11 protein-coding genes are annotated in these 12,159 nt (G+C 65.3%); 8 read left to right on the top strand and 3 right to left on the bottom strand.

Translation table 11 applies throughout. From position 1 onward, the window contains the following. Nucleotides 1-6: 6 nt before the first annotated feature. From EK23_RS07835 to EK23_RS07825, 3 genes are read left to right on the top strand one after another with little or no spacing between them, the layout of a single operon-like run. The gene (locus tag EK23_RS07835; protein WP_045224791.1) at nt 7-837 is read left to right on the top strand and encodes a type II secretion system protein; all 831 of its coding nucleotides are present in this window, start codon (nt 7-9) and stop codon (nt 835-837) included. After that, complete coding sequence (locus EK23_RS07830; RefSeq protein WP_052808031.1) at nt 827-1,252, top strand: hypothetical protein; 426 nt, start codon at nt 827-829, stop codon at nt 1,250-1,252. The genes EK23_RS07835 and EK23_RS07830 overlap by 11 nt, the downstream gene beginning before the upstream one ends. Continuing rightward, a complete protein-coding gene (locus EK23_RS07825) occupies nt 1,249-4,680 on the top strand; it encodes a LamG domain-containing protein (RefSeq protein ID WP_052808030.1) in 3,432 nt (1,143 codons plus the stop codon). Before EK23_RS07830 ends, EK23_RS07825 begins: the two co-directional genes overlap by 4 nt. 54 nt (nt 4,681-4,734) lie before the next feature. On the opposite strand, the gene gnd is transcribed toward EK23_RS07825, so the two are convergent. Beyond that, on the bottom strand, nt 4,735-5,754 hold the full coding sequence (gnd, locus tag EK23_RS07820) for a phosphogluconate dehydrogenase (NAD(+)-dependent, decarboxylating) (RefSeq protein ID WP_200892120.1): 1,020 nt from the start codon (nt 5,752-5,754) through the stop codon (nt 4,735-4,737). 119 nt (nt 5,755-5,873) lie between these two features. Next, on the bottom strand, nt 5,874-7,148 hold the full coding sequence (locus EK23_RS07815) for a DEAD/DEAH box helicase (RefSeq protein WP_082054044.1): 1,275 nt from the start codon (nt 7,146-7,148) through the stop codon (nt 5,874-5,876). A 215-nt stretch (nt 7,149-7,363) separates the two neighbouring features. On the opposite strand from EK23_RS07815, the gene EK23_RS07810 reads away from it, so the two are divergent. From EK23_RS07810 to rluB, 5 genes are all read left to right on the top strand, one after another. Beyond that, nucleotides 7,364-7,984 (top strand): L-threonylcarbamoyladenylate synthase, encoded by a 621-nt coding sequence (locus EK23_RS07810; protein ID WP_045224788.1) that lies wholly within the window; start codon nt 7,364-7,366, stop codon nt 7,982-7,984. A 17-nt stretch (nt 7,985-8,001) separates the two neighbouring features. Continuing rightward, nucleotides 8,002-8,691 carry a site-2 protease family protein gene (locus tag EK23_RS07805; protein ID WP_045224787.1) on the top strand — a complete coding sequence of 230 codons (690 nt, stop codon included), beginning with the start codon at nt 8,002-8,004 and terminating at the stop codon, nt 8,689-8,691. Nucleotides 8,692-8,742: 51 nt separating this feature from the next. After that, nucleotides 8,743-9,618 (top strand): segregation and condensation protein A, encoded by an 876-nt coding sequence (locus tag EK23_RS07800; RefSeq protein ID WP_045224786.1) that lies wholly within the window; start codon nt 8,743-8,745, stop codon nt 9,616-9,618. A 113-nt stretch (nt 9,619-9,731) separates the two neighbouring features. Next, nucleotides 9,732-10,346, top strand: a complete 615-nt coding sequence (gene scpB, locus EK23_RS07795) for an SMC-Scp complex subunit ScpB (protein ID WP_045224785.1) — start codon at nt 9,732-9,734, stop codon at nt 10,344-10,346. Then, nucleotides 10,297-11,169: a 23S rRNA pseudouridine(2605) synthase RluB gene (gene rluB, locus EK23_RS07790; protein ID WP_082054034.1), complete on the top strand. Its 873-nt coding sequence runs from the start codon at nt 10,297-10,299 to the stop codon at nt 11,167-11,169. Before scpB ends, rluB begins: the two co-directional genes overlap by 50 nt. Nucleotides 11,170-11,172: 3 nt before the next feature. Here rluB and EK23_RS07785 read toward each other — a convergent pair whose 3' ends face one another. Next, a complete protein-coding gene (locus EK23_RS07785; protein WP_045224784.1) occupies nt 11,173-12,072 on the bottom strand; it encodes a GGDEF domain-containing protein in 900 nt (299 codons plus the stop codon). Nucleotides 12,073-12,159 lie beyond the last annotated feature (87 nt).

The raw sequence follows: 12,159 nt of genomic DNA, 5'->3' as shown, positions 1-12,159 counted from the left end.
GCCGCCATGATTCCCCGATATACGCGGTTTCAGCGCGGCTTCACCCTGGTGGAGTCCATCATGGTGATAGTCATCACCGGGGTGGTGGCCGGCATGGTGGCGGTGTTCATCCAGGGACCGGTGCGTGGCTATTTCGACGCGGCGCGGCGGGCCGAATTGAGTGACGAGGCCGATACCGCGCTGCGCCGCATCGGGCGGGATTTGCGCGGGGCACTGCCCAACAGCCTGCGCGTCACTTCCAGTGGAGGCGTGCAGTTCCTGGAATTCATTCCCGCCGTGGACGGCGGGCGTTACCGGCTGGACACCGCCGGCGGGAGCTGTTTCATCGCCGGTTGCACCAGCCTCACTAGTGTCGGCAGCCTGATCACCGCCGACGACACCTATAAGGATGACTGGCTGGTGATCTTCAACTACTACAACAATGCCGGCAACGACTGCGGAACGGCCCTGCCTAGCGCTTATTGCGGGCAGAACCGGGCGCTGATCACCGGCTCCACCGAGGCCGGGACCGCCGATGTTCTGAGCTTCGCCTCCACGCGCTTCCAGCCGCCCGGTGGGTCGCCTGGCCGTCGCTTTCAGGTCGTCCAGGCGCCGGTGAGCTATGTCTGCGACCCGGGTTCCGGGCTGCTGACACGGCGAACTGGCTACGGCTTCGTGGCGGCCCAGCCTACCACCACGGGCGGCGTGACCCTGGCGGACGCGGTGAGCGGCTGCGCATTCGCTTACCAGCCGGGGGTGCTGGCGCGCCTTGGGCTGGTGAGCCTGCGGCTGACCCTGAGCGAGGCCGGGGAGAGTGTGACCCTTTACCATGAGGTCCACGTGGACAATGCGCCCTGACCGCGGCTTTTCCCTGATCACTGCGATCTTCCTGCTGGTGGTGCTGGCCGCTCTGGGCACCTTTGCCCTGACCTTCAGTTCCCTTCAGCAGGCCGGCGCAGCGCTGGATGTGCAGGGTAGCCGTGCTTATCAGGCGGCGCGCAGTGGCATCGAGTGGGGGTTGTATCAGGTGGTCGCGGTATCTTCCTGTCCCGCGACCACCCACCTCTCGGTCCCGGCCGGCGCCGGAGCGGCCCGCCTGACCGTCACGGTGAGCTGCGCGACCCTGGGTTCGGCCAGCGAGGGCGGGGTGACGGTGACCGTCTATGGAATCACCGCCACCGCCTGCAACCAGCCGGCCGCCGGCGCCTGCCCGGGCGCGGCGGGTGGGCTGGGCTATGTGGAACGGCAACTGCGGGCCAAGGTGAGCCGATGAAACGCCAGTCCTCTCTTGGCGGGTTGCTTGCAGCAATTGCGCGCTGCCTGCTCGCCTGCCTGGTGCTATTGGCCTGCAGCCCGGTGCACGCGGCGATCAGCTTCCAGCGCTCATCATCGACGGACACCGGGGGAAGCGGCTCCGGCAGCCTGAGCTTTTCGTCGCCATCCGGCCTGGCGGTCAACGACATCGTTATTGCCCAGATTGTTGTCCGCGGCACGCCTACCATCAACGCGCCCAGCGGATGGACCCTCGTTGACAGCCGGAGCGATGGCTTTTTTTCCCTGACCCAGGCGATCTATTGGAAGGCGGTGGGGAATAGTGGCCTGGGAACCTCGACCTGGAGCTTCAGCGTTAGCAGCGTCGCGATCCTGAGCTACATGGTGTTCCGGGGCGTCGACCCGGTCGTGCCCGTCAATGTGCACTCGCAGGCCACGGCGCTCGCGCCGCTCTTGGGTTCCAGCACCAGCGTTACGGCCCCCTCGCTCACGCCCACGGTCAGCGGCACGTATCTGGCGGCTTTTTACGCTGTCGCTAACGGATCGGCCGGGTTTAGCGAGCCTTCCGGTATGACCGAAAGGGAAGACCGCAAGGCTGGAAGCTCTGCCGGAGTGGGCGCTTCAGCAAACTATCAGTCCTATTCCGGTGGCACCAGTGCCACTGGATCCAAAACCGCAACAGCCACCGCGCTGGGTGCGTCGGTGGCGCACATGCTGGCCCTGTGGCCGGCGGGAACCAACACACTGAAGGCGGATTACCATTTCGACGAATCGACCTGGTCGGGCGTCAGCGGCGAGGTGGTCGACAGTTCGGGCAACGCGTATAACGCCACGGCCCATGACGGCGCCACGACCACCTCGGCGACGCCGGCCTACAGCAGCAGCGGCAGTTCCACCTGCAGTTACGGGCTTTTCGACCGCACGGGCACGACCCAGACCTATGTTGAATTGCCCAGCAGTTTTCCCTCCGCCACCGACAATTTCACCGCCATGGCCTGGGTGCGCTCCACTAGCGCTGGTAGCCAGCATCAGCGTATTTTCGTGCGCGACGACAACCAGGACGGTTGGGCCCTGAGCCTGGCGGACGGCAGCGGTACGGGGCTACTGCGCTTCTTCGACCGCAGCGTCAATTTCACTTCGGTGACCGGCGGCACCGGCGGCAGCATCAGCATGGACACCGATTTCCACCTCAGCAGCAATACCTGGTATTTCGTGGCGGTTTCGGCCCACCTGGACGGCAAGCAGGTGACGGTCTATGTGTACGACACCAGTGGGACGCAGAGGGCGAAGATGGTGGGCACCTACACCGGCACGTTCTCACCCGGCACCGGCGCCACCGCCATCGGCGGGGAGACGCCTGCCGGCGGGGAAGGCGCCTCGGATACGTGGCATTTCCTGGGGAATATCGATGAGGTGCGGGTCTATCGCGGCGCCTTGTCGCAGGCCGACATCGAGACGGCTCTGCCCCGGGTGCGTTCCTGCCCTTCCACCACCGCCAGTTATTACCTGCAGATCCAGCACGGCTCGGGTGCGGGTCTGACTTGCACTCCGAGCACTTTGACGGTCAAAAGCTGCAGCGATGCCGCCTGCGCGACGGCCTACACAGCCGGCGTCACCGGCACCCTGAGCGCCACCGGCACGCCGACGGTGAATTGGGTGAGTGGCAACAGCTTCACCATTCCGGCGTCGAGCAGCAGCACGACCCTCGACGTGCAGGTGACCACCGCTGGCAGCGTGGTGTTCGGCGTGGCCTCGGCCACTCCGACCAGCGCCGGCGCCAGTTGCAACTTCGGTTCGCCCCCCTGCACGTTTACCGCCGCCGACGCCGGCTTTTTGTTCGACGTGCCCGACCACCGCTCGGAGGCGGCGCAGACCGTCAACATCAGCGCGGTCAAGAAATCCGATGGCAGTCTCGCCTGCACGCCGGCTTTCGCCAGCGTGAGCAAGTCGGTGACTTTCATCTGCGCTTATCAGAACCCAGCCACCGGCAGCCTGCCGGTGCGGGTGGGCGGGAGCGCCCTGAACGCCTCGAACAACGTGGCTTCGGCCTGCGACGGCAGTGGACATGCGGTGAGCCTGAGCTTCAATGCCAGCGGCGTGGCCAGCACGACAGTGCAATACGCCGATGCCGGCGCCCTTACACTCAGCGCCAGCTATGCCTCCGCCAGCGGTAGCAGCGCGGGGCTGAGCATGACCGGCAGCGACAGCTTCGTAGCGGCGCCGTCTTCATTCAGTTTCAGCGGTACCACGGCGGGGCCCATCATCGCCGGGAAAACCTTTTCGACGACGGTGACAGCCCTCAATGCGTCCGGCAATGCCACGCCGAATTTCGGGCGTGAGAGCAGCCCGGAAGCGGTGACACTCTCCGCCAGCCGCTACCGCCCCACCGGCAGTGGCGCGGTGGACGGGGCCTTTTCCGGGAGCCTGGGCAGTTTCAGCAGCGGTTCCGCCAGCGCCAGCAATCTGACCTGGAGCGAGGTGGGCACCATCGACCTGACGGCCAGCCTGAGCGACGGCAATTATTTGGGGTCGGGCCTGAATGTCACGGGGAGCACCAGCGGCGGAGCGGTGGGGCGTTTCCGCCCGGACCATTTCGTCACCACGGTAACGCCGGGCTGCGGCAGCTTCACCTATTCCGCGCAGCCCATGACGGTGATCGTGCGCGCCTACAACGGCGCCGTGTCCCCGGTCCTCACCCAGAACTACGACGGCACGGCCGACACCAGCCCCAATTACGCCAAGGACCTGACCCTCAGCGCGGTGGGCGGCAGTGGCGGAAGCCTCTCGCCCACTGCTTTCGCGGCGACGGTTTTCGACAGCGGCAGCGCCACCCTGACGACGCCCACCTACACCTTCGCAAGCGCGGCCATCGCACCTGCCACGGTGCACGTGCGGGCGACGGACAGCGACGGCGTCAGTTCCTCAGGTTTCGCCGAGGGCGGCAGCGAGTTTCGCAGCGGCCGGCTGTGGCTGGGTAATGGCTATGGCTCGGAGTTGCTGGACCTGTCCCTGCCGGCGCAAGTGCAGTATTACGCCGACGCCACCACCGGTTGGGCGGCGAACAGCGCGGACCATTGCACGGTGCTGGCGGCTAGCCAGTTCGGGTTCAGCTTTCCGGCCTCCAGCAGCAATCACCTGGCGGCCTGCGAGACGGCAGTCAGCCTCAGCGGAGCCAGCCCTGACTTTTTCCTGCGCTTCTCGGCGCCGGGGGCGGGGAACGATGGCTTCGCCTCGGTGACGGCGAATCTGGGGAGTAGCGGCACGGGAACCCGGTGCACCACCGTGGGCGGTGCCGGCGGGACCGCAGGGGCGGCCTCACAGGCCTGGCTGCGTTATGGCTGGGGCGGCGGGGCCGCCATCGATCCGGTGGCGCAGGAGGTGTTCGGAATCTACCGATCCGGCGTGATCGACTGGCGCGAATCGCCTTGATGGGTGGCCCCTGGAAGGCCTGGCCGGGCCAGGCTTTCCAGGATGCGGGGCCGCTTACTTTTCGGAGTGCCCGCCGAACTTCTCGCGCATGGCGGAGAGGCTGCGGTCGGCGAAGGTGGCGGTGCGGCGCGAGCGGAAACGGCGGTACAGGGCGGCGGTGAGCACCGGAGTGGAGACAGCGTTTTCGACCGCCGTCATCACCGTCCAGCGGCCTTCGCCGGAGTCGGGCACCTGACCGGTGAAGCGCTCCAGGTCCGGTTCCTCGAACAGGGCGGAGGCGGTCAGATCCAGCAGCCAGGAGCCGATGACGCTGCCGCGCCGCCAAAGCTCGGAGATCTCCCTGAGGTCCAGATCGTAGCGCATTCCGGACTCTTCGGGATGCTGCTCCTGGCTGTTCATCAAGTCCAGGCCCTCGGCGTAGGCTTCCATGATGCCGTATTCGATGCCGTTGTGGACCATCTTCACGAAATGGCCGGCGCCGGCCGGGCCGCAGTGCAGATAGCCGTGCTCTGCGCTGGTTTCGGCGCCGGTGCGTCCCGGAGTGCGCGGCGCGGCCTCGATGCCGGGCGCCAGGCTGACGAAGATGGGCTCGAGCCGGGCAAAGGCTTCCTTGGGTCCGCCCACCATCAGGCAGTAGCCACGCTCGGCGCCCCAGACGCCGCCGCTGGTGCCGACGTCCATGTAATCGACGCCGTTCTTGGCCAGTTCCTGGGCGCGCCGCACGTCATCCTTGAAATAGGTGTTGCCGCCGTCGATGACCACGTCGCCGGGGCTCAGCAGCTCGCCCAACTGGGCGATAGCATCCTCGGTGATCTGGCCGTGGGGCAGCATGCACCACACGGCGCGCGGCGGGGTCATCTTGGCGATCATGTCCTCGACGCTGGTGGCTCCCACGCCGCCGTTGCTCTCATGTTTGGCCACGGCCGCCGCGTCGCGGTCGTAGGCGACCACGCGATGGCCCCCGCGCATCAGGCGCTTGGCCATGTTGGCGCCCATGCGGCCCAATCCGATCATTCCCAGTTCCATAGCAAGCCTCTCGTGGTAGTTGGACAGTACGCAATGCCAGCGGCGCATTGACCTCGCGCCTGCCGGCATCTTACAGAATCAGGCTCCCGGCCGATGCCGTCTCGCGGTAGAAAGATAGTTGAGTCCGGGTTGACATTGGTGCGCGGAGGTCGAGGCGGCCGCACGCTTCAGGCGCGGCGTCCGCTCGCGCGGCCCGACCCGGCTTGCTCCCGGCGCTTGCGGGGCGCGTTGGGCCGGTGTGTCGGCGGCAGGTTGGGACGGGGCGCATGTCCCCCCTTGGGGGCGGCTTGCACCTTGAGACTGAAGGTGGCTTCGAAGCCCGGCATGGTGACCCTCGGGATTTCGCGCTTGAGCAGGCGCTCGATGGCGGCGAGTTGCTTGACCTCCTCGGCGCAGACCAGGGAAAGCGCTTCGCCGCTGGCTCCGGCGCGGCCGGTGCGGCCGATGCGGTGCACATAATCCTCGGGCACGTTGGGAAGCTCGAAATTCACCACATGGGGCAGTTGGTCGATGTCCAGGCCGCGCGCGGCGATGTCCGTGGCCACCAGCACCGCCACGCCACCGCTCTTGAAGTCGGCCAGAGCGCGGGTCCTCGCGCCCTGGCTCTTGTCGCCGTGCAGCACGGCGGCGCGGATGCCGTCCCGCTCCAGTTGCCGGCCCAGGCGGTCGGCGCCGTGCTTGGTGCGCACGAACACCAGCACCTGCTGCCAGTTGCCGCTGCCCACCAGATAGGAGAGCAGTTCGCGCTTGCGATCCTTTTCGATGGGAAATACGCGCTGGCTGACGGTTTCCGCCGCCGCATTGCGCCGGGCCACTTCCACCTCGGCGGGCTGGTGCAGGATCTGGGCGGAGAGCGTGCGGATCTCCTCGGAGAAGGTGGCGGAGAACAGGAGGTTCTGGCGGCGCGGCGGCAGCAGCTTGATGATGCGGCGCACGTCATGGATGAAGCCCATGTCCAGCATGCGGTCGGCCTCGTCCAGCACGAAGATCTCCACCCGGGACAGATCCAGGGTTTTCTGCTGCACGTGGTCCAGCAGGCGGCCGGGCGTGGCCACCAGGATATCGACGCCCCGGCGCAAGCGGTCCACCTGCGGGCCCATGCCGACGCCGCCGAAGATCGCGCTGGCGCGCAGCGGCAGGTATTTGCCATAGGTGGTCACGCTCTCGTGCACCTGGGCCGCTAGTTCGCGGGTGGGGGTCAGGATCAGGGCCCTGACGAAGCGTGGCTGGCCCTTGGCATTGGGCGTTTCGTTCAGCAATTGCAGCAGGGGCAGGGTGAAGCCTGCGGTCTTGCCGGTTCCGGTCTGGGCGCCGGCCAGCATGTCCCTGCCTTCGAGGATGGCCGGAATGGCCTGTTTCTGGACCGGGGTGGGACGTTCGTAACCCTGTTCGCCGACGGCGCGCAGAAGTTCGGCACTCAGGCCGAGCTGTTGGAATGACATGAAAAATCTCTCGGAAAACAAAAGGAAACCTGCCGGAATGAACCGGGCCGATCCAGGCGGGAAGGGGAACTGTGAAGGGAAGGGCGATGATCGGTATCGCGGGCAGACCTTTTGTCCACCGGAATGCAGTATATCCCATCGCAGGGCTATGGCCTAATTTGTCGCTCAAAACGCGTGAGGTGTTGGCCGGCGCTCTGTAGTAAACTACCCAGCTTATGGCCCAGTTCTTCCAGATTCACCCGCTCAACCCGCAGCCCCGGCTGATTCGCCGCGCCGTGGAGATCGTCAAGGCGGGCGGCGTGATCGTCTATCCGACGGATTCCTCCTATGCCCTGGGGTGCCGCATGGACGAGAAGGCAGCCCTCGACCGCATCCGCCGCATCCGGCAACTGAGCGAGGACCACAATTTCACCCTGGTTTGTGAAGATCTTTCGCAGATCGCCATCTTTGCCAAGATCGGCAACGAGGCCTTCCGCATGATGAAGCAACTGACGCCCGGGCCCTATACCTTTATCCTCAAGGCCACACGGGAAGTTCCCAGGCGCCTGCAGCATCCCAAGCGCAAGAGCATCGGCATTCGCTTGCCCGACAACGTAATTTCCAAGGCGCTGGTCGCCGAGTTGGCGGAACCCATGTTCAGTGCGACACTGATTCTGCCAGGGGAGGAGGATGCCATGACCGACCCGGAGGATATCCGCGAGCGCCTGGAGAAGGAGGTCGATTTGATCATCGACGCCGGGGCCGTAGCCTACGCGCCCACCACCATCATCGGCTTCATGGAGGAAACGCCGGAAATCATCCGCCAGGGTGCGGGAGCCGTCAGTAACCTTCGTTAAACCACCGATCGCAAGAGATGGAAGAATTAACCACCGTCGGGCGTTTCGCCATCTGGGCCCTGCCCGTATTGTTTGCCATCACCCTCCACGAAGTTGCCCACGGCTGGGTGGCCAAACTGCTGGGCGACCGCACCGCCGAGCAGCAGGGGCGGCTCTCCCTCAACCCCTTGAAGCACATCGACCCGGTGGGAACCTTGCTGGTGCCGGGACTGCTGCTGGTGTTCAGCCAGTTCATCTTTGGTTGGGCCAAGCCGGTGCCGGTGGATTGGGGCCGCTTGCGCAATCCCCGGCGCGATGTGGGCTGGGTGGCGGCCGCGGGTCCGGCGGCGAACCTGGCGATGACCGTGTTCTGGATACTCATCGCCAAGCTGGCCATCTACCTCAACAGCGCCGTGGTGTCGCGGCCCATGATCTTCATGGCGGCGGCGGGCGTCTTCATCAACATCGCCTTGATGTTGCTCAATTTGCTGCCGTTGCCTCCCCTGGACGGCGGGCGCATCCTGAGCAGCCTGCTCTCCCCGCGCATGGCCATGAAATATGCGCTGATCGAGCCCTATGGTTTCATCATCCTGCTGGTGCTGATCATGACCAATGTGCTGTCCATGATCCTGAGCGCGCCCCTCAACATGATGCTCGGCCTGGCCCTGCAACTGGGCGGAATTCCACCGGGCATCCTGTATCACCTGTTCGGGCAGGGTGGTGGCTGACGGGGTGCAAGGGAGGCACGGGAGCCTGATGCTCGCGCTGGCCGTCACGGCATGAATTCGGCGGTGATCGAGGCGGAAGCCGAGGATGCCGTGGAAGCCGCGCCGCGGCCGGAACCTCTGGCGCTGGTCAGGGGCGCGCCCATCACCGAATGGCCAGAGGATCTTTACATCCCGCCAGACGCTCTGGAAGTCTTCCTGGAGACCTTCGAAGGCCCGCTAGACCTTCTGCTCTACCTGATCCGCAAGCAGAACCTGGATATTCTCGACATTCCCATCGCGGCCATCACCCGTCAGTACATCGCCTACATCGACATGATGGCGGAGATGCGTATGGAACTGGCGGCGGAATATCTGCTGATGGCGGCGATCCTGGCGGAGATCAAGTCGCGCATGCTGCTGCCGCGCCCGGCCAGCGCAGAAGTCGAGGAAGATGACCCGCGTGCCGAACTTGTGCGGCGCCTGCAGGAGTACGAGCGCTTCAAGGCCGCCGCGGAGGATCTGGACCGGCTGCCGCGCTGCGAGCGCGACGTGTTCGAACTGGGCGGCGTGGACACCAGCACCGTCAAGGTGCGCAAGCTCTACCCGGAAGTGGCGCTGGACGAGGTGCTCAAGGCCTTCCGTGAGGTGCTGATGCGGGCCGACCGTGCCACCCACCACCGTATCCTGAAGGAACCCTTGTCCGTGCGCGAGCGCATGTCCGGTATCCTGGAGCGGGTCAAGGACGGCGGTACCCTGGCGTTCCACGAGCTGTTCCCGCGCCACGAGGGTCGCTCCGGCGCCGTAGTCTCCCTGCTCGCCATCCTGGAATTGTCCAAGGAGAGGCTGCTGGAAATCATCCAGGAGGAGCCGCTGGGACCCTTGCAGGTCAGGTGCAGGACCCAGGCGCCAGCGGAAGCGGATGTGGAACTTGCGGTGGCGGCCGGGTGATGCCGTTGAGATGTCCGGAGCCGAGGCACAGCGCGTTCATGGGGCGGCCGGTTTCGGCGGAAGCGGCCTGCCGAAGCCCTTGTTCCTCACCCTGCCTGGTGTGAGCCGCGGCCATGGAACTTAAGACCATCATCGAGGCCGCCCTGTTCACGGCTCAGCGCCCGCTGAGCGTCGGCGATTTGCAGAACTTGTTCGCCGAGGGCGAGCAGCCGGAGGCGGCCGAGGTACGCGCCGCCTTGGCCGAACTCGGGCAGGAGTTCGCGGGGCGTCCGCTGGAGCTGAAGGAGGTGGCCTCCGGATTCCGCTTCCAGGTGCGCGAGGCCCTGTCGCCCTGGATCTCTCGCCTGTTCGAGGAGCGGCCCGCGCGTTATTCCAAGGCATTCCTGGAGACCCTGGCCATCATCGCCTACCGCCAGCCGGTGACCCGTGGCGAGATCGAGGACATACGAGGCGTGAGCGTCTCGACCCTCATCATCAGGGGTCTGCTGGAGCGCGAGTGGGTGCAGGTGGTCGGGCACAAGGAAGTCCCTGGGCGGCCCGCACTGTATGCCACCACCCGGCAGTTCCTCGATTATTTCAACCTGCGTACCCTCAACGATTTGCCGCCCTTACAAACCTTTCTGGATCAGCTGGCTCCCGCCGCCGATCCGCCCCTAGCCAGCGAACTTCCGCACGACCATGTCCCAGCCGAGACGGCCGAAAGCCAAGAAACCGACACATCCGTCTGAACCCCCGGCGCTGATCCCTTCGGAGGACGGCGAGCGCTTGCAGAAAGTGCTGGCCCATGCGGGGCTGGGTTCACGCCGCGAGATCGAGGAATGGATACGCAACGGCGAGCTTCAGGTGAACGGCCAGGTGGCCAAGCTTGGCGAACGCTGGCGGGTGGGTGACCACGTCACCCTGCGCGGCCGCGTCGTCAAGCTGGAGCGGCGCGTGATGGCCCCCACGCGGGTCTTGGTCTACCACAAGCCCACCGGTGAGCTGGTTACCCGGCGCGATCCGGAAGGGCGCCCAGTGGTGTTCACCCAACTGCCCCGCCTGGAGACCGGCCGCTGGATCGCCATCGGACGCTTGGACATCAACACCCAGGGGCTGCTGCTGGTGACCAATAACGGCGAACTGGCCAACCGCTTGATGCACCCTTCTCAGCAGATCGAGCGGGAATACGCGGTGCGCGTGCTCGGCCAGATCAGCGAGGCGACTTTGGAACGCCTGAGGACGGGTGTGGAACTGGAAGATGGCCCGGCCCATTTCGAATCCATCGAAGAGGCTGGCGGCGAAGGCGCCAACCACTGGTATCACGTGGTCTTGAAGGAAGGGCGCAACCGGATCGTGCGCCGCTTGTGGGAGTCTCAGCAGGTGGCGGTGAGCCGCCTGATCCGCATCCGCTTTGGCGACATCCGGCTGCCGCCGCGACTCAAGGCACGGACCTTCTACGAGTTGAACGCCAAGGAACTGGAGGAGATGCTCCGGGCGGCGGGATTGCCGGTTCCGCCAAAGCCGGAACGGGAGCGGCGAGCCGTGCCCGGCGGGCGCCGGCAGCGCCGCTGACGATCAGGCTCCGCGGGCCAGGCAAACCTGGTTGCGGCCACGCTCCTTGGCCTCGTACATGGCCAGGTCGGCGCGGTGCAGCAGACCCTCCTTGCTTTCGCTGGCGTCCAGGGTCGCCACGCCAAAGCTGGCGGTGACCCGCTGCGGGCCGTCGCCGTCGGTTACCGGAACCATGGATTCCAGGGTGTGGCGTATGCGTTCCGCCAGTTGGAATGCGCCGTCTTCCGGGGTACTGCTGAGGAGGATGATGAATTCCTCGCCGCCATAGCGAAACACGATATCCGACCCGCGCACCGTCTGTTTCAGACAGTCGGCCACTTTTTGCAGCACGCGGTCGCCCTGCTGGTGTCCGAACAAATCGTTGATGCGCTTGAAATGATCCACATCCACTAGGATCACCGAGAGCGGGTTCTGGTGGCGGCGCGCCAGTTCCCATTCCCGCTGGAATACCGAGGCCAGGGCGCCCCGGTTACGGGTCCGGGTCAATGAATCCAGGTAGGCGGATTCCATGGCCTCGCGATACTGCAGGGCATTGCGCAGGGGAAACAACAGGCGGCAGAGATAGGCTTCGACGGTAGCCAGTTCCAGTTCGCTGAAGCGCTTGTTCCGCGTGAGACGCAGCTGCCCCAGGTCCAAGTCGTGCAGCAGCAGATCGTAGCTGCAGGCATGGCGCCCGCTCTTGCTGCTGGAAACTTCGATGCCATCTTTCTCCATGGCGTAGGTGTAGCCCTCGTGCTTGACGACCTCCTGCAGATGACTGCTGAAGATTGCTAGCAATTGCTCCAGTTCCAGCGTGGTTTGCAGGGCCAGCGTCATTTCGTGAAAAGGCTGGTCCGCCAGCACACTTTTCCTGTTTGTCCTCACGCTCGAGAGAATCGCCAGATTGCCGGTTTCGGTGTACATCGCTGCCTCGCTCAGATCAGTCCCAATTTGAATCTGTGGACTATCAAGCCAATTCCATGCCAAGAAAAATATCGTAGATTATTCAAT

The organism is Methyloterricola oryzae, from assembly GCF_000934725.1.
Classification (GTDB): Bacteria; Pseudomonadota; Gammaproteobacteria; order Methylococcales; family Methylococcaceae; genus Methyloterricola; species Methyloterricola oryzae.
The sequence above is the reverse complement of the archived record's forward strand: the minus strand, read 5'-3'. Positions and strand labels throughout refer to the sequence as shown.

Coding starts and splice junctions, on each gene's coding strand:
- EK23_RS07830 (WP_052808031.1), top strand. CDS start 827: ATGCGCCCTGACCGCGGCTTTTCCCTGATCACTGCGATCTTCCTGCTG.
- EK23_RS07805 (WP_045224787.1), top strand. CDS start 8,002: ATGGAAGAATTAACCACCGTCGGGCGTTTCGCCATCTGGGCCCTGCCC.
- scpB (WP_045224785.1), top strand. CDS start 9,732: ATGGAACTTAAGACCATCATCGAGGCCGCCCTGTTCACGGCTCAGCGC.
- EK23_RS07835 (WP_045224791.1), top strand. CDS start 7: ATGATTCCCCGATATACGCGGTTTCAGCGCGGCTTCACCCTGGTGGAG.
- EK23_RS07815 (WP_082054044.1), bottom strand. CDS start 7,148: ATGTCATTCCAACAGCTCGGCCTGAGTGCCGAACTTCTGCGCGCCGTC.
- rluB (WP_082054034.1), top strand. CDS start 10,297: ATGTCCCAGCCGAGACGGCCGAAAGCCAAGAAACCGACACATCCGTCT.
- EK23_RS07825 (WP_052808030.1), top strand. CDS start 1,249: ATGAAACGCCAGTCCTCTCTTGGCGGGTTGCTTGCAGCAATTGCGCGC.
- EK23_RS07810 (WP_045224788.1), top strand. CDS start 7,364: ATGGCCCAGTTCTTCCAGATTCACCCGCTCAACCCGCAGCCCCGGCTG.
- gnd (WP_200892120.1), bottom strand. CDS start 5,754: ATGCGCCGCTGGCATTGCGTACTGTCCAACTACCACGAGAGGCTTGCT.
- EK23_RS07800 (WP_045224786.1), top strand. CDS start 8,743: ATGAATTCGGCGGTGATCGAGGCGGAAGCCGAGGATGCCGTGGAAGCC.
- EK23_RS07785 (WP_045224784.1), bottom strand. CDS start 12,072: ATGTACACCGAAACCGGCAATCTGGCGATTCTCTCGAGCGTGAGGACA.